The sequence below is a fragment of the Pseudomonas sp. PS02290 genome (assembly GCF_029960075.1).
Lineage (GTDB): Bacteria > Pseudomonadota > Gammaproteobacteria > Pseudomonadales > Pseudomonadaceae > Aquipseudomonas.
The window spans coordinates 38,772-54,485 of record NZ_JASCOY010000015.1; the positions used below are offsets into that span (position 1 = coordinate 38,772).

Sequence of the window (15,714 nt, forward strand, 5' to 3'; positions counted from 1 at the left end):
CATTCAAGGAAGAGGTCGCTTATGCATAACCCCTGCGCCGTGATTCCGGTCTACAACCACGAACTCGCCGTACCGGCTGTCGTTCAGGAGTTGCTGCACGCCGGCTTGCCCTGCGTGCTGGTCGACGACGCCAGCAGCCCGGCCTGCGCCGCCGTGCTTGAATCCCTCGCCCAACAGGCCAATGTCTTTCTGGTGAAGCTGCCGGTCAATCAGGGCAAGGGCGGCGCGGTCATGGCCGGCCTGCGCGAGGCGTCGAAATTGGGTTTCAGCCATGCCCTGCAAGTCGACGCCGACGGCCAGCACGATCTGAACGACATCGCGGTGTTTCTCGATCATTCCCGCGAGCACCCGACGTCGCTGATCTGCGGTTATCCGCAGTACGACGCCAGCGTGCCAAAAGGGCGCTTGTATGCGCGCTACCTGACCCACGTCTGGGTCTGGATCAACAGCCTGTCACTGCAGATTCCCGATTCCATGTGCGGCTTTCGGGTTTACCCGCTCAAGCCGGTGCTGCACCTGATCGACACCGTGAATCTGGGCAAGCGCATGGACTTCGACCCGGAAATCCTCGTGCGCCTTTCGTGGCGCAATCAGCCGATGCGCTGGCTGCCAACCAAGGTTCACTATCCCCAGGACGGCCTCTCGCATTTTCGGCTGTTTCACGACAACGCCCTCATCTCGAAGATGCACGCCAAGCTGTTCTTCGGCATGCTCGGGCGCTTTCCGCTGATCCTCTGGCGGCGGTGGTTGCCATGAGTGACGCCGATCAGAAGCAGCACTGGGCAGCCCACGAAGAGCGTGGCAGTTTCCTGCTGATGAAGCTCACAGCCTGGGGCGTCAAAGTCCTGGGGCGACGGGTGCTCAGCCCGATCCTGCACGGCATTGTGCTGTACTTTTTCCTGTTCGGCCGCCGCGCTCGCCGCAGCGCTTGGCAGTACCAACGGCACTTGGCCGACTGGACCCAGCAACCGGAGCTGCGACCCACGCACTGGCGCGTGTTCGGGCAGTTCATGGCCTTCGCCGACGCCCTGCTCGACAAGCTGGACGTGTGGAACGGCAAGCTCGGTCTGGAGCAGATCGAAATCATCGACGACGCGCACTTGCGTGATCAGTTGCGCGGCGAGCGCGGGCAGATGCTGGTCGGCGCGCATTTGGGCAACCTTGAAGTCTGTCGGGCGCTGGCCGAGCTGGGCGAAAAAGTCACCATGAACGTGCTGGTGCACACCAAGCATGCCGAGCGTTTCAACCGCCTGCTGGGCGAGGCCGGCGCGACTAATCTGCGGCTGATTCAGGTCAGCGAACTGGACCCGGCGATCATGCTGCAGCTGAGTCAGCGCCTGGATCGCGGCGAATGGCTGGCCATCGCCGGCGACCGGATTCCGCTGCACGGCGGGCGCAACGCGCGGGTCGATTTTCTCGGCCATCAGGCGGCGTTCCCCCAGGGCCCATGGCTGCTGGCCGGGTTGCTGAAATGCCCGATCAACCTGATTTTCTGCCTCAAGGGCGCGACCGGCTACCGGGTGATCCTCGAACCGTTCGCCACTGCCATCGAATGGCGGCGCAGCGATCGCCAGCAAGTGATCACCCAATGGACCCAACGCTACGCCGACCGTCTGGCGCACTACTGCGTGCAAGCGCCGCAGCAGTGGTTCAACTTCTACCCGTTCTGGAAATCCGATGACGAACCAAGCACCTGAGCCCATTATTTTCGGCGAAGGCCACCTGCGCATCGAAGACGTACTGGCGCTGTCCAACCGCCAGCGGCCGACGGCGTTGCAGAACGACAGTGCCTACCGCCAGCGCATCGCCAAGGGCGCGCAGTTTCTTGATTCGCTGCTGGACAAGGAAGGCGTGATCTACGGCGTGACCACCGGCTACGGCGATTCGTGCGTGGTGGCGGTACCGCTGCAACACGTCGAAGCGCTGCCTCGTCATCTGTACACCTTTCATGGCTGCGGGCTCGGCAAGTTGCTTGATGCCCAGGCCACCCGCGCGGTACTGGCCGCACGTCTGCGCTCGCTGTGCCACGGCGTGTCCGGCGTTCGGGTCGAATTGCTTGAGCGTCTTCAAGCCTTTCTCGACCACGACATCCTGCCGCTGATTCCGGAAGAAGGCTCGGTGGGCGCCAGTGGTGATCTGACGCCGCTCTCGTATGTCGCGGCGACACTGTCCGGCGAGCGCGAGGTGCTGTTCAACGGCGAGCGTCGGCAGTCCGCCGATGTGCATCGTCAACTGGGCTGGGACCCGCTGGTGCTGCGTCCGAAAGAAGCGCTGGCCTTGATGAACGGCACCGCAGTCATGACCGGCCTGGCGTGCCTGGCTTTCGCCCGTGCCGATTATCTGCTGCAACTGGCAACCCGCATTACCGCGATGAACGTCGTGGCGCTGCAAGGCAACCCAGAGCATTTCGACGAGCGCCTGTTTGCTGCAAAACCCCATCCGGGGCAGATGCAAGTGGCCGCCTGGCTGCGCAAGGATCTGGCCATCGACGCGCCGACCGCCCCGCTGCATCGCCTGCAAGACCGCTACTCCCTGCGCTGTGCTCCCCATGTGCTCGGCGTGCTGGCGGACAGCCTGAACTGGCTGCGCAGCTTCATCGAAATCGAACTGAACAGCGCCAATGACAACCCGATCATCGACGCCGAAGCCGAACGCGTGCTCCACGGCGGCCACTTCTATGGCGGCCACATCGCCTTTGCCATGGACAGCCTGAAGAATCTCGTTGCCAACGTCGCCGACCTGCTGGACCGCCAGCTCGCTTTGCTGGTGGACGAGCGTTACAACCACGGCCTGCCGAGCAACCTGTCCGGCGCCCCGGCGGACCGCGCGATGATCAACCATGGCTTCAAGGCCGTGCAGATCGGCACCAGCGCCTGGACCGCCGAAGCGCTGAAAAACACCATGCCGGCCAGCGTGTTTTCCCGCTCCACCGAATGCCATAACCAGGACAAGGTGAGCATGGGCACTATCGCCGCCCGAGACGCCATCCGCGTGCTGGAGCTGACCGAGCAGGTCGCCGCCGCCACGCTGATCGCCGCCAATCAGGGCGTCTGGTTGCGCAGCCGCGATGCCGATGCGCGCCCGCTGCCGCCTGCTCTCGCAGCGATGCACGAACAACTGCGCGAGGACTTCCCGCCGGTAATAGAAGACCGCGCGCTGGAAGGCGAACTCCGGCTTTGCTTGAAGCGCATCGCCGAACAACATTGGAGGCTGCATGCGTAGTAAAGGCGTGATCCACGAAGACACCGAAATCCTGGTGCCGTTTTTCGACGTCGACACCATGCACGTCGTCTGGCACGGGCACTACGTGAAGTATCTGGAAGTGGCGCGCTGCGCGCTCCTCGACAAGCTCGGCCACAACTACACGCACATGCTCGATTCGGGTTACGCCTGGCCGGTGATCGATCTGCAACTGCGCTATGTGCGCGGCGCGGTGTTCGGTCAGCGCATCAACGTGCGCGCCAGTCTCGTGGAGTGGGAGAACCGCTTGAAGATCGATTATCTGATCACCGACATCGCGACCGGCGAGCGCCTGACCCGCGCCAGCACCGTGCAAGTGGCCGTCGACGTTAACACCCGCGAAATGCAACTGGCCTGCCCCATGGTGTTTGTGGAAGCGGTCGAGAGGGCTTTGAAATGAGCGCCTTTAAAGGCCTCCTCAGCTTGATGCTGCTCACGCTGACCTCGCTGGCCCACGCCTTCGATCTGCAGCAACTGAGCGATCAACTGGCCAAACCTGCCGTCATTCATGGCGCCTTCGTGCAGGAAAAACACCTGCGCGCCCTGCCCCAGCCGCTGACCAGCAAGGGCGACTTCGTACTGGCGAAAGATTCAGGTCTGCTGTGGCTGCTCGATACGCCGCTGAAACAGGATTACCGCATCACCGCCGCCGGCATCGCCCGCCGCGATGCCGATGGCAGCTGGCAGATGCTGCCGGGCAAAAGCGCAGGCGCCGAGCAGAACCGGCTGTTTCTCGCCGTTTTACAAGGTGACAGCAGCGGCCTGCAGCGTGATTTCGACGTGCAGTTGAGCGGCGACGCCCAGGCCTGGCAACTGACCCTGGTGCCGCGCTCGATGTTGCTGAAACAGGTGTTCAACCAGATCAACATCAATGGCGGCGCACTGGTGCAACGTATCGAGCTGCTTGAAACCCAGGGCGACAGCACGCTGCTGAAGATGATCGACAGCTCCAGCGCCCAACCGCTGAGCGATTCGGAGCGCGCTGACTTTGCCGATTGAACGCCTGCTGCCGCGCCTTTTCCTGATTGCCTTGCTGGCCGTGCTCGCACTCGCCGGCTGGCAATGGCGTCATGGCGCGCCGCTGTCGGCCAACCTCATGGAACTGGTGCCCGGCAGCACGCCGGATGCCTTGGAGCTGCGCGCCGAACAGCGCATTCAGGAGCCGATGAACCGCGAGATGCTGGTGCTGGTGGGTCACGCCGATGCCGAAAAGGCCGTCGAGCTGGCGCGGCAGTTGAGCGACAAATGGCAGGCTAGTGGGCTCTTCGAAAAGGTCCAGTGGAACGTGCAGGCTGATCTTCCGGCGCTGCGTGAACAACTGCTGCACGGTCGTCTGGCGATGCTGCCGCCCAAGGACCGCTCCGAGCTCATCGAGCATCCGGAAGCCTTTATTCAAAAGCGCGTGCAAAGCCTGTTCGATCCGTTTGGCAGTTTCAGTCTGGTGCCCAGCCAGGAGGATTGGCTCGGGCTGACGGGGCGCATTCAGAACGGGCAGCCGATGCACGGCTCGGTGCAACTGGACATCGGCAGCGGCGCGCTGATCGCCAAAGCCGATGGCAAAAGCTGGGTCCTGCTCCGCGCCCGCACCCGCGCCGATGCGTTCGACATGCGCTTGCCGCTGCATGTCTCCGCGCTGATGGACGAAGCGCGCCAACAGGCGAGCGCAAGCGATGCACGATTGCTGGCGGCCAGCGGCCTGTTGTACGCCGCCCACGGCCAGCAACAGGCCACCCGGGAAATCACCTGGGTCGGCGGCGGCGCCACCCTGGGCATCCTGTTGTTGTTGCTGCTGGCGTTCAAACGCTGGCGTGTGTTGCTGGCGTTCATTCCGGTGATGGTCGGCATGCTGTTCGGCGCCACGGCCTGCGTCGCGCTGTTTGGCAAGATGCACGTCATGACGCTGGTGCTGGGCTCAAGCCTGATCGGCGTGGCGGTGGACTATCCGCTGCACTACCTCTCCAAAAGCTGGAGCCTGAAACCCTGGCGCAGCTGGCCGGCGTTGCGCCTGACGCTGTCGGGCCTGAGCCTGAGTCTGGCCACCAGTTGCATTGGCTATCTGGCCCTCGCCTGGACACCCTTCCCGGCCCTGACCCAGATCGCCGTGTTCTCGGCGGCCGGTCTGGTCGGCGCTTATCTGACGGCGGTGTGCCTGCTCCCGGCGCTGCTCAACGGTGTCGAGTTGCGGCCTGCGCAATGGCCGCTGAAGATCGCTGAAGCCTTGATGAACGCACGCGCCAGACTGCTCACTCGAGTGGGCACGCCGGTGCTGTTGGGGGCGTTGCTCATTTTTTGCGCAGCCGGCCTGCTGCAATTGACCACCAAGAATGACATCCGCCAATGGATCGCCGCGCCGCAAAGCCTGACCGACGAAGCGCGCTCCGTGGCGCGCATCACCGGCTACCAACCCACCAGCCAGTTCTTCCTGGTGCGCGGCGCCGATCAGCAACAATTACTGGAACGTCAGACCGCGCTGAGCCAGCGACTCGATCAACTGGCCACCCAAGGCAAACTGCAGGGCTATCTGTCCCTCAACCAATTGGTGGCGACGCCCGCCGAACAACAGGCTGCGCGCGCCGCCCTCGACACGCTGCCTGCGCACTGGCAGCCGTTGCTCGCACTGGGTGTGCCGCCGGAAGTGCTCAATAACGAACTGGCAAACCTGCGCGCCCTTCCCGTCCAAGGCATCGACGATGTACTGGCCGGGCCTTTGGGCGAACCCTGGCGTCTGCTATGGCTGGGCAGCAACGATCAAGGCGTGGCCGGAATCGTCAGCCTGCAGGGCCTGAACGATGCGGCGCTGCTCCGCGTGCAGGCGCAGGACCTTCCGGGCGTCCAGTTGGTGGACCGCCTTGGCGACCTGAACAAGGTGTTCGCCGCCACCCAGATCAGCGCCGCCGAACTGAAGCTGGCGTCCTGCGTGCTGATCGTTCTGCTGTTGATTTTGCCATTCGGTCTGCGCGGGGCACTGAGGGTGATCGCCCTGCCACTGCTCGCGGCAGTGTGCAGTCTGGCGAGCCTCGGCTGGCTGGGTCAGCCGCTGACGCTGTTCAGCCTGTTCGGTCTGCTGCTGGTCACTGCGATCAGCGTCGATTACGCGATCCTCATGCGCGAGCAGATTGGCGGCGCGGCCGTGAGCCTGCTGGGCACGCTGTTGGCGGCGGCGACCACGTGGCTGTCGTTCGGTCTGCTGGCGATCTCCAGCACCCCGGCAGTGAGCAATTTCGGGCTGTCGGTGAGCCTCGGTCTGGCCTTCAGCTTCATTCTGGCGCCTTGGGCAGGGCGTCAGCATGAGAATGCGGCGCGTCAGGATGAGAGCGCCGCGAACAACCAGCACGAGAAACGCTCGTGATAACCGTCGCGTTCTGGGCGATGGTGCTCGGGCTGTTTGCGCTGGCCAGCCGGCTCGGCGCCCGACTGAACCTGATCCCCATCGTCAGCCAATTGCTGCTGGCGACGTTTGCCATCCCGCTGCTGATGCTGTTCCTCGTCGAACCGCAGTGGCAGCTCACCGGCGCGCAACTGGTCGCGCCGGTCTGGCTGAAAACCCTGTACGGCGTGAGTTTCGCGGTCGTGCTCGGGCATATCCTCAGCGACGTGATCGATGTGCGTCTCGACCCGCAGAGCCTCAAAGTCGCGCTGCCCAGCTTCTGTGTACCCTTTCTCTGCGGCATAGCCTGCGCCGTGTGGCTTCTACCGGCGTCGAGCTGGCTGAGCAGCCTGGCGCTGGGGTTGGTGTTCGCCATCACTGCCATTCCGGTGCTGTATCTCTATCTCAACCACATCGGCTACCCGCTGCACGCCACGCGACGTCTGGTGCAGACGGCGATCCTGATCGATCTGGCCTGCTGGGGGCTGTTCGGGCTGGCCCAGGGCAGCCTGCACCTGACCAGTCTGATTATCCCGCTGCTGCTCGCCGGCGTGCCGCTGCTGTTACGGCTGCTGCGGGTTCGCCAGCCACAGGTTTACGGGGCTGTTTTCTTTCTGCTGCTGATGGTCGCCGAGCACTACCGCCTCAACGCGCTCATCGTCGGCATCGGCTATCTGCTGTGCATGAACGCGCTCAAGCAACCCTTTGCGCTGCCGCTGAAAGCCGCCTGGTTCAAGGCGCTGCAGCACTACGTGGCGATCCCGCTGATCCTCATGTTCGGCATCGTCCAGATCAATATTCACAGCGCCATCGGCGAACTGGGCTGGCTGACTCTGCTGGGGCTGCTCGTGCTGCCGATCGCCAGCAAACTGCTGGGCAACTGGATCGGCGTGCGCTGGGCGGCGCCATCGTTTGCAGGTGCCGTGCGCTGGAAAGAAGCCCTGCTGCTTAACATCCGTGGCCTCAGCGAAATCGTCTTTCTCAACCTGCTGTTGCAACAGGGGCTGATCAGCCCGTCGCTGTATTTCGCGCTGATGCTCATGAGCCTGATCGCCACCCTGTTGCCAGCCCTCCTGGGCATGAACCGCCCTCTTGATTTGCATGACGTCGATGTCGTCGAACACTCGAAAAGGAAACCTTGTGCCAATAGCTGAAATGGAATGTCGTCAGGTCGTCGTGATCGGCGCCGGGCCAGCCGGAGCCATCGCTGCTGCGTTACTCAAACGTCAGGGCCACGATGTGCTGATCATCGAGCGCCAGGAATTCCCGCGCTTCTCCATCGGCGAGAGCCTGCTGTCCCATTGCCTGGATTTCGTCGAAGAAGCGGGCATGCTGGAAGCGGTCAATGCCGCCGGGTTCCAGATGAAAAACGGCGCGGCCTTCGCCTGCGGTGAGCAGTACAGCGCCTTCGACTTCGGCGACACCTTCAGCAACGGCAAGCCCACCACCTTTCAGGTGCAGCGCGCCGACTTCGACAAACTGCTGGCCGACGAAGCCGAGCGCCAAGGCGTTGAAGTTCGCTACCGGGAAACCATCACCGCCGCAGACTTCTCCGGCGAGCAGCCGACCCTCGACGTGCAGCGCGAAGACGGTACGGCCTACCGCGTGCAAGCGACGTTCGTGCTCGACGCCAGCGGTTATGGCCGCGTGCTGCCACGCTTGCTGGACTTGGAAGCACCCTCGAACTTCCCTCTGCGTCAGGCGGTGTTCACCCACGTCGAAGACCGCATCGACGACCAACGCTTTGATCGCGAAAAGATTCTGGTGACGGTTCACCCAACCTTGAAGGACGTGTGGTTCTGGTCGATTCCGTTCAGTAACGGTCGTTGTTCGGTCGGCGTCGTGGCGTCTGCCGAGCGTTTCGCGGGCAAGCCCGATGACCTCGACGCCTGCCTGCGCGCGTTCATCGACGAGACCCCGAGCTTGAGCCGCGTGTTGCAAAACGCTGTCTGGGACACCCCGGCGCGCAGCATCGGCGGGTATTCGGCCAACGTCAAAACCCTGCACGGCGAAGGCTTTGCCTTGCTCGGCAACGCGGCGGAATTCCTCGACCCGGTGTTTTCGTCTGGCGTCACCATCGCCATGCGCTCGGCGAGCATGGCGGCCGGTGTTTTGCATCGTCAGCTGCAAGGCGAAAGCGTTGACTGGGAAAGCGAGTTCGCCGCGCCGCTGAAACGCGGTGTGGACACCTTCCGCGCCTACGTCGAAGGCTGGTACGAGGGCAGTTTTCAGGATGTGATTTTCTATCCGGACAGCCGCCCCGACATACGCCGCATGATCAGCTCGATCCTGGCCGGCTACGCGTGGGACGAGCGCAACCCGTTCGTCGCCGAGCCCAAGCGGCGCCTGCGCATGCTCGCCGAAATCTGTGCGAGCCCTCGCCCATGAGCGGCCAGTACTTCAGCGACAGTTACGTTGAAGAAACGCGCCTGGGCTTTCTGTTTCTGCGCAGTCACACGTGGCAGCACCACGTTTTGCGAGTGGCCATCGACGACCTGCGCAGCTTGTTCAGTGAGCCCCTGCCTGAGAACCCGGTGGTGCTGGACGCCGGCTGCGGGCAGGGCAAGTCGTTTCAGTACCTGCATAGCGCGTTCAATCCGGCGAAGATTTTCGGCATCGACGCCGACCCCCTCAGCCTGCAACTCAGCGCTGAAGAAGCCCAGCGTCGCGGTTTGAACGTTGAGCTGATCGGCAGTGATTGCGCAGCCTTGCCACTGGCGGACGCGAGTGTCGACATGGTCTTCTGCCATCAGACGTTCCATCATCTGGTCGAGCAGGAAAAATCCCTCGCCGAGTTCTATCGGGTGCTCAAGCCCGGCGGTTACCTGCTGTTCGCCGAGTCCACCGAGGCCTACATCGACACGTGGGTGATTCGCTGGCTCTTCCGTCATCCGATGCACGTCCAGAAAAGCGCCGCGCAATACCTGGACATGCTGAGCGATGAAGGTTTTCATTTCACTGCGCACAACGTTTCTTACCCCTATCTCTGGTGGAGCCGGGCCAAAGATTTCGGTCTGCTGGAACGTTTGAAACTGGTCAAACCCAAGGCCTTTGGGGAACGTGAAGAGACGCTGATCAATGTCGTCGCACGCAAACCTCTCTCGGCCATCCTAGAAGGTAAAGCCTTATGATTCGCGCCTTTCTGTTGCTCTGCGTCCTGTTGGCGAGTGGCTGCGCCAGCCACGCGCCGCTGCCCGCGCAAACGCCCCACATCAAATTCCCCGTGCAGCTGCACGTGCAGCGCGAACAGGCGGGTCAGCGCCAGGACTGGGTGATGGTGATCCAGAAAGAACGCCACGGCCTGCGGTTCTCGTTGATGGACCCCCTCGGTATTCCGGTGGCGCGCCAGCAGCTTCGCGAAGATCGCTGGAAGGCCGATGGTCTGCTGCCGCCCAATCCTGAAGCGCGCGAGTTGTTCGCGGCCGTGCTGTTTGCCCTGACGTCACTGAAAGAAGTGCGCTTTGAATACCCTGGCGTCGAGCTGCGTCCCTATGGCCGCAGTCTGGATGATCGCTGGATCGTCGATTACGCCTCCGAGGGTTTCTTCAAGATCAGCATGGAAAGCGGCGAACTGAAATACGTCGTCAGCCCGCTCGAAGGCAAGGCGAGTCAATGACGGCATACCTCAATGCCCTGGGGCTGATCTGCGCACTGGGCGACGACCGCCAGAGCGTGGCCCGGACGCTGTTCGCCGGGGACGCCTCATGCATGCGCACGGAAAGCGGCTGGATACCTGATCGCTCGCTGCCCGTGGCCGGCGTGAAAAGCCTGTTGCCGACAATCCCAGCGGCGCTCGGCCAGCAAAGCAGCCGCAACAACCAGCTGTTGCTTGCCGCCGCCCTCCAGATCGAGCCTGACATTCAGCAGGCGATCACCCGCTATGGTCGTGGCCGCATCGGCGTGATTCTGGGCACCAGCACGTCGGGCATCGACGAAGCGAGCCGCGGGATCGCCAGTTACCTGGCCGATCAGACTTTTCCGGACAGCTACGACTATCGCCAGCAGGAACTCAGCGCTCCGGCCAACTTCCTCGCGGCGTGGCTGGACCTCAGCGGCCCGGCCTACGTGATTTCCACCGCCTGCACCTCCAGCGCCCGCGCGCTGCTCAGCGCGCGTCGGCTGCTCGACATGAACCTGTGCGACGCGGTGTTGTGCGGCGGCGTCGACAGCCTGTGCAAGCTGACTATCAACGGCTTCTCGTCCCTTGAAGCGGTATCGAACGAGCGCTGCAACCCGTTCTCGCGCAATCGCAACGGCATCAATATCGGCGAAGCGGCCGTGCTGTTTCTGATGACGCGCGAGCCAGCGGACGATCATCGCATCGCCTTGCTGGGCGCCGGTGCCAGTTCGGACGCCCACCACATTTCCGCTCCCGAACCCACCGGGCACGGCGCGCAAGAAGCCATGAGCAAGGCGCTGACGAGCGCCAGACTGACCGCCAGCGACATCGCCTACGTGAACCTGCACGGCACCGCAACCCAGCACAACGACGCAATGGAAAGTCTGGCGGTCAGCGCCATATTCCCCCACGGCGTAGCGTGCTCGTCGACCAAACCCATGAGCGGCCACACCCTTGGCGCCGCCGGGGCACTGGAAGCCGCGTTCTGCTGGCTGGCGCTGGCCCCTGAAAATAACGAGGATCAGCTGCCGCCTCATGTGTGGGATGGCGAAGCCGATACAAGCCTGCCCGCGCTGAACTGGGTCAAGGCAAACGACACCCTGCTGCGTGATTCACCACGCCGGATGATGAGCAATTCCTTTGCCTTCGGTGGCAACAACGTCAGCCTGATCATCGGGGAGCACCCATGACCGCTGTACCTTCATGCCCGTGGCCGCCGGCTGATTTACTGCCCCACGCTGGCGACATGGTGCTCATCGACGAAGTGCTGTCGTTCGACGAAGAGCAGATTCACACCCGCGTCATCGTTCGACCCGGCGGGCTGTTCAATGGCCCCGACGGGAGCATGCCGGCCTGGGTCGGCGTCGAGCTGATGGCCCAAAGCGTTGCGGCGTTTGCCGGCTGTCAGGCACGGGTGAAGGGTGACCCGGTCGAGCTGGGTTTCCTGCTGGGCACGCGCAAATTCGAATGCAATGTCGAGCACTTCCCGGTCGGCAGCGATCTGATCATCCATGCACGGCGGTCCTTGCAGGATGACAGCGGCATGGGCGTGTTCGAGTGCTCTCTGAGCGGTGCCGGCATTCAGGTCCGCGCCCGACTCAATGTTTATTGCCCGCCGCAATCGGCGAGCTATCTGGCCGAAGGAGCCGTAAATGACTGAATCAATTCTGGTCACAGGCTCAAGCCGCGGTATCGGGCGCGCCATTGCGCTGCGCCTGGCCCAGGCCGGCTACGACATCGTGCTGCACTGCCGCAGTGGCCGCGCTGAAGCCGACGCTGTACAGCGTGAAGTCGAGGCGCTCGGGCGTCAGGCGCGCGTGCTGCAATTCGACGTCGCCGACCGTGCTGCGTGCAAGGTGATCCTCGAAGCCGACGTCGAAACCCATGGTGCCTATTACGGCGTGGTCTGCAACGCCGGCCTGACCCGTGACGGCGCTTTTCCGGCGCTCACCGATGACGACTGGGACATGGTCATCCGCACCAATCTCGACGGTTTCTACAACGTGCTGCATCCGGTGATCATGCCGATGATCCGCCGCCGAGCTGCCGGGCGCATCATCTGCATCACGTCCGTGTCCGGGCTGATCGGCAATCGTGGCCAGGTCAACTACAGCGCATCGAAAGCGGGCGTCATCGGCGCGGCCAAGGCGCTGGCAATAGAACTGGGCAAACGCAAGATCACCGTCAACTGCGTCGCGCCCGGGCTGATCGACACGGCCATGCTCGACGAAAACGTGCCGGTCGATGAACTGATGAAGATGATTCCCGCGCAACGCATGGGCACGCCGGAAGAAGTCGCCGGCGCCGTGAATTTCCTGATGTCGGCGGAAGCTTCCTACATCACGCGCCAGGTGCTGGCCGTCAATGGAGGCCTGTGCTGATGAAACGCGTTGTCGTCACCGGCATGGCCGGTATTACGTCACTGGGCAGCGACTGGGCCAGTATCGAGGCCAATTTCAGCGGCAATCGCAGCGGCATCCGGCGCATGGACGAATGGGATCGCTTCACCGAGCTCAACACCCGTCTGGCCGGCCCGATAGATGATTTCGCGGTGCCGTCGTACTGGACGCGCAAGCAGCTGCGCAGCATGGGCCGGGTGTCGCGATTGGCGGTCGGCGCCGCAGAACAGGCGCTGCGTGACGCCGGCTTGCTGGGCGACCCGATCATTCGCGACGGGCGCATGGGCGTGGCCTGCGGTTCGTCCACCGGCAGCACCGACGAGATCAAGGCGTTCGGCAACATGTTGCTGAATTCCGTCGCCGAAGGCCTCAATGCCAACTCGTACGTGCGCATGATGCCGCACACCACGGCGGCGAATATCAGCATCTTCTTCAACCTCACCGGCCGCCTGATCCCGACCTCCAGCGCCTGCACCAGCGGCAGCCAGGGCGTGGGCTATGCCTATGAAGCGATCAAGTTCGGGCGTCTGCCGTTGATGCTGGCCGGTGGCGCCGAAGAGTTGTGCCCCACCGAAGCCATGGTGTTCGACGCGCTGTACGCGACCAGCCTGAAGAACGATGCGCCCCACACCAGCCCGCGTCCCTACGACAATGGGCGTGACGGCCTGGTGATCGGCGAAGGCGGCGGCATGCTGGTGCTCGAGGAGCTGGAACACGCGCTGGCGCGTGGGGCGAAGATTCACGCCGAGGTGGTCGGCTTCGGCAGCAATGCCGACGGCGTCCACACCACCCGCCCTGAACAAGTGACCATGCGTCGTGCCATGGAACTGGCGCTGGAAGACGCGGGCCTGCCGCCCGAGGCCATCGGTTACGTCAACGGCCACGGCACGGCGACGGAACAGGGCGACATCGCCGAGACGCTTGCCACGCAAAGCCTGTTCGGCTCGCGCATGCCGATCAGTTCGCAGAAGAGCTTTTTGGGACACACCCTCGGCGCCTGCGGTGCGCTGGAATCCTGGTTCAGCATCGAGATGATGAACCGCGACCGCTACATCCACACGCTCAACCTCGACGAGGTCGACAGCCGCTGCGGCGAACTGGACTACCTGCGCGGCGAGCCCCGCCACATGAGTCACGAGTTTGTGATGAACAACAATTTTGCGTTCGGCGGGGTCAACACGTCGCTGATCTTCCGGCGTTGGTCTTGACCCCGTAATTCGTTCAACCCGCCGGCGCAACGGAAGACGCTCCCGGCGGGGCACATCACTGATCTTCTACACCCGTTAACCACCTCAAGGAGCGAAACCATGAAATTGAAAGTCTGGGCAGCAACGGCCGCCGTCGTTTTGTGCACACTGCCGGGCATCAGCCAGGCTCGGGACACGGCCCTGTATCTGCCGTTCGACAAGGTGGTCGCACAGATGACCCAAGAGAAGAAGCTCGACGGCAGCGTCAAGTTCTACCTCGCTGGCGTGCAGCCAAAAGGCAAGGTGTCGGTACTGTCAGCCAATGCGGTGACCAACAAGAAAACCAACGCCTTCAACAAGAGCGACAACGAGGCCTGCGAGTGGGTCTTGCAGTCCGCCATCCTGCAGTTGAACGAGGCCGCAAAAAGCGCAGGCGCCAACGCGGTGGTCAACATCGCCAGCTACTACAAAAAGATCGAACGCAAAGACCCGGCCACCTATGAGTGCCACGCCGGCGCCATCATGGCAGGCGTTGCGTTGAAGGGTGATCTGGCGAAGGTGCAGTAAGTTTTTGCCAGTGAGTTGAGGCGTCTTGCCTCGCTCACTGGCTTGGATGGCTGCGCTATGGGAGGGAGGTTGCGAAATGGTCGTTCAACCGACAAATCATCGGCGAACCCACCTGAGCCTTCGTGAGCAAGCTCACTCCCACATGAGCGCCGTTTGCCGCAGCCCAGTGCGGTGTCAGAACAATGGGGAGTCTGCAGATTTGCATTCGTCACGGGTCACTGGGCGACGCAGGCCGTGTGGGAGCGAGCTTGCTCGCGAAGAGGTCAGTACATTCACCCCATCTTCAGTGGTTGTAATGCCACGTTCGTGAGCAAGCTCACTCCCACAACCCCATCTGCTTTGCTCTGGGTCAGTTACCCCGCCTTGCGCGTCACCAGTTCGACAAACGCCTTGGCCATGGGCGATTTCTGATCCTTGCGCTGCACCAGCCACACCGCTGACGTAGCCTGCGCGTCCAGCAGCGTCCGGTAAACCACACCGTCGATGCGCATGCGTTGGTACGACGCCGGCAACACGGTCACGCCCAGTCCCGCCGCCACCAGACCAATGATGGTCATGGCTTCCCCCGCCTCCTGAGTAAACAATGGGCTGAAGCCCGCCTCCCGCGCCAGATCCAGCAACTGTGCGTAGAGCCCGCTGCCGTAACTGCGCGGGAAGAACACAAACGGCTCACTGGCCAGTTCCCGCAGATGAATGCCGCGTTCCGAGCCTTCGGCCAGTGGATGGTCCGAGCGCAATATCGCCACCAAGGGTTCGTGCAGCAGCTCCACGGCGACCAGTGAATCCGGCAACGGCAGCGGCCGCATGATGCCCACTTGCATCGACTCGTTCTCGAGCCGCTCAGCGACTTCCCGACTGCTCATTTCCTGAAGCGCCAGGTGCACCGCCGGATAACGCTGGCGAAACGCGAAGATGGCCTGCGGGATGCTTGAGGTGAACGGCGCGGATGCCGTGAAGCCGATTTTCAGTTCGCCCAGCTCTCCCAATTGCGCACGCCGAGCGACGTCCGAGGCCTTCTCGACCTGCGCCAGCACCAGACGGGCTTCAGCGAGGAACAACCGGCCCGCCTCGCTCAGTTCCACCCTTCGATTGGTTCGCTCAAACAGACGCGCGCCGAGCTCTTGCTCCAGCGCCTGAATCTGCTGACTCAACGGCGGTTGAGAGATGCCGAGCGCCTGAGCAGCGCGTCCAAAATGCAGCTCTTCAGCGACAGCGATGAAGTAACGCAGGTGTCGTAATTCCACAGTCATTCCATTAGGTCGTCAAACCTATCAAACAGGTCGAACAATATATTGGAAGCGATCGTTAGGCGGCTATATTCTTTTGCCACTGCTC

16 protein-coding genes are annotated in these 15,714 nt (G+C 62.9%); 15 read left to right on the plus strand and 1 reads right to left on the minus strand.

Annotated features, from left to right (window positions below; genetic code table 11):
* Window positions 1-21 precede the first annotated feature (21 nt).
* From QMX88_RS09865 to QMX88_RS09935, 15 genes are all read left to right on the plus strand, one after another.
* Window positions 22-756: a glycosyltransferase family 2 protein gene (locus tag QMX88_RS09865; protein WP_192171187.1), complete on the plus strand. Its 735-nt coding sequence runs from the start codon at window positions 22-24 to the stop codon at window positions 754-756.
* On the plus strand, window positions 753-1,697 hold the full coding sequence (locus QMX88_RS09870; protein WP_282368722.1) for an LpxL/LpxP family acyltransferase: 945 nt from the start codon (window positions 753-755) through the stop codon (window positions 1,695-1,697). Before QMX88_RS09865 ends, QMX88_RS09870 begins: the two co-directional genes overlap by 4 nt.
* Entirely contained in the window at window positions 1,678-3,222 is a 1,545-nt protein-coding gene (locus QMX88_RS09875) for an HAL/PAL/TAL family ammonia-lyase (RefSeq protein WP_192171189.1), read from the plus strand. Before QMX88_RS09870 ends, QMX88_RS09875 begins: the two co-directional genes overlap by 20 nt.
* Window positions 3,215-3,640 carry an acyl-CoA thioesterase gene (locus tag QMX88_RS09880; protein WP_192171190.1) on the plus strand — a complete coding sequence of 142 codons (426 nt, stop codon included), beginning with the start codon at window positions 3,215-3,217 and terminating at the stop codon, window positions 3,638-3,640. The genes QMX88_RS09875 and QMX88_RS09880 overlap by 8 nt, the downstream gene beginning before the upstream one ends.
* A complete protein-coding gene (locus QMX88_RS09885; protein ID WP_192171191.1) occupies window positions 3,637-4,239 on the plus strand; it encodes an outer membrane lipoprotein carrier protein LolA in 603 nt (200 codons plus the stop codon). The genes QMX88_RS09880 and QMX88_RS09885 overlap by 4 nt, the downstream gene beginning before the upstream one ends.
* The gene (locus QMX88_RS09890) at window positions 4,229-6,589 is read left to right on the plus strand and encodes an MMPL family transporter (RefSeq protein ID WP_282368726.1); all 2,361 of its coding nucleotides are present in this window, start codon (window positions 4,229-4,231) and stop codon (window positions 6,587-6,589) included. The genes QMX88_RS09885 and QMX88_RS09890 overlap by 11 nt, the downstream gene beginning before the upstream one ends.
* Window positions 6,586-7,761, plus strand: coding sequence for a sodium:proton antiporter (locus QMX88_RS09895; protein WP_282368728.1), 1,176 nt, complete (start codon window positions 6,586-6,588; stop codon window positions 7,759-7,761). Before QMX88_RS09890 ends, QMX88_RS09895 begins: the two co-directional genes overlap by 4 nt.
* Window positions 7,748-8,995: an NAD(P)/FAD-dependent oxidoreductase gene (locus QMX88_RS09900; RefSeq protein WP_282368730.1), complete on the plus strand. Its 1,248-nt coding sequence runs from the start codon at window positions 7,748-7,750 to the stop codon at window positions 8,993-8,995. The genes QMX88_RS09895 and QMX88_RS09900 overlap by 14 nt, the downstream gene beginning before the upstream one ends.
* Window positions 8,992-9,738: a class I SAM-dependent methyltransferase gene (locus QMX88_RS09905; protein ID WP_282368735.1), complete on the plus strand. Its 747-nt coding sequence runs from the start codon at window positions 8,992-8,994 to the stop codon at window positions 9,736-9,738. Before QMX88_RS09900 ends, QMX88_RS09905 begins: the two co-directional genes overlap by 4 nt.
* Complete coding sequence (locus QMX88_RS09910) at window positions 9,735-10,223, plus strand: hypothetical protein (protein ID WP_282368736.1); 489 nt, start codon at window positions 9,735-9,737, stop codon at window positions 10,221-10,223. Before QMX88_RS09905 ends, QMX88_RS09910 begins: the two co-directional genes overlap by 4 nt.
* The gene (locus QMX88_RS09915) at window positions 10,220-11,416 is read left to right on the plus strand and encodes a beta-ketoacyl-[acyl-carrier-protein] synthase family protein (RefSeq protein WP_282368738.1); all 1,197 of its coding nucleotides are present in this window, start codon (window positions 10,220-10,222) and stop codon (window positions 11,414-11,416) included. The genes QMX88_RS09910 and QMX88_RS09915 overlap by 4 nt, the downstream gene beginning before the upstream one ends.
* On the plus strand, window positions 11,413-11,886 hold the full coding sequence (locus QMX88_RS09920; RefSeq protein WP_282368740.1) for a hotdog family protein: 474 nt from the start codon (window positions 11,413-11,415) through the stop codon (window positions 11,884-11,886). Before QMX88_RS09915 ends, QMX88_RS09920 begins: the two co-directional genes overlap by 4 nt.
* Window positions 11,879-12,607, plus strand: coding sequence for a 3-oxoacyl-ACP reductase FabG (gene fabG, locus QMX88_RS09925; protein ID WP_282368742.1), 729 nt, complete (start codon window positions 11,879-11,881; stop codon window positions 12,605-12,607). The genes QMX88_RS09920 and fabG overlap by 8 nt, the downstream gene beginning before the upstream one ends.
* Entirely contained in the window at window positions 12,607-13,833 is a 1,227-nt protein-coding gene (locus QMX88_RS09930; RefSeq protein ID WP_282368744.1) for a beta-ketoacyl-ACP synthase, read from the plus strand. The genes fabG and QMX88_RS09930 overlap by 1 nt, the downstream gene beginning before the upstream one ends.
* Window positions 13,834-13,932: 99 nt before the next feature.
* Window positions 13,933-14,379, plus strand: coding sequence for an excinuclease (locus tag QMX88_RS09935; protein ID WP_192171201.1), 447 nt, complete (start codon window positions 13,933-13,935; stop codon window positions 14,377-14,379).
* Window positions 14,380-14,732: 353 nt separating this feature from the next.
* Here QMX88_RS09935 and QMX88_RS09940 read toward each other — a convergent pair whose 3' ends face one another.
* On the minus strand, window positions 14,733-15,623 hold the full coding sequence (locus QMX88_RS09940; protein WP_282368747.1) for a LysR family transcriptional regulator: 891 nt from the start codon (window positions 15,621-15,623) through the stop codon (window positions 14,733-14,735).
* Between the last annotated feature and the right edge of the window lie 91 nt (window positions 15,624-15,714).

Bases quoted from the DNA above. Each gene is read 5' to 3' on its own strand.
- QMX88_RS09865 (WP_192171187.1), top strand. From the start codon at position 22: ATGCATAACCCCTGCGCCGTGATTCCGGTCTACAACCACGAACTCGCC.
- QMX88_RS09870 (WP_282368722.1), top strand. From the start codon at position 753: ATGAGTGACGCCGATCAGAAGCAGCACTGGGCAGCCCACGAAGAGCGT.
- QMX88_RS09875 (WP_192171189.1), top strand. From the start codon at position 1,678: ATGACGAACCAAGCACCTGAGCCCATTATTTTCGGCGAAGGCCACCTG.
- QMX88_RS09880 (WP_192171190.1), top strand. From the start codon at position 3,215: ATGCGTAGTAAAGGCGTGATCCACGAAGACACCGAAATCCTGGTGCCG.
- QMX88_RS09885 (WP_192171191.1), top strand. From the start codon at position 3,637: ATGAGCGCCTTTAAAGGCCTCCTCAGCTTGATGCTGCTCACGCTGACC.
- QMX88_RS09905 (WP_282368735.1), top strand. From the start codon at position 8,992: ATGAGCGGCCAGTACTTCAGCGACAGTTACGTTGAAGAAACGCGCCTG.
- QMX88_RS09910 (WP_282368736.1), top strand. From the start codon at position 9,735: ATGATTCGCGCCTTTCTGTTGCTCTGCGTCCTGTTGGCGAGTGGCTGC.
- QMX88_RS09915 (WP_282368738.1), top strand. From the start codon at position 10,220: ATGACGGCATACCTCAATGCCCTGGGGCTGATCTGCGCACTGGGCGAC.
- QMX88_RS09920 (WP_282368740.1), top strand. From the start codon at position 11,413: ATGACCGCTGTACCTTCATGCCCGTGGCCGCCGGCTGATTTACTGCCC.
- fabG (WP_282368742.1), top strand. From the start codon at position 11,879: ATGACTGAATCAATTCTGGTCACAGGCTCAAGCCGCGGTATCGGGCGC.
- QMX88_RS09930 (WP_282368744.1), top strand. From the start codon at position 12,607: ATGAAACGCGTTGTCGTCACCGGCATGGCCGGTATTACGTCACTGGGC.
- QMX88_RS09935 (WP_192171201.1), top strand. From the start codon at position 13,933: ATGAAATTGAAAGTCTGGGCAGCAACGGCCGCCGTCGTTTTGTGCACA.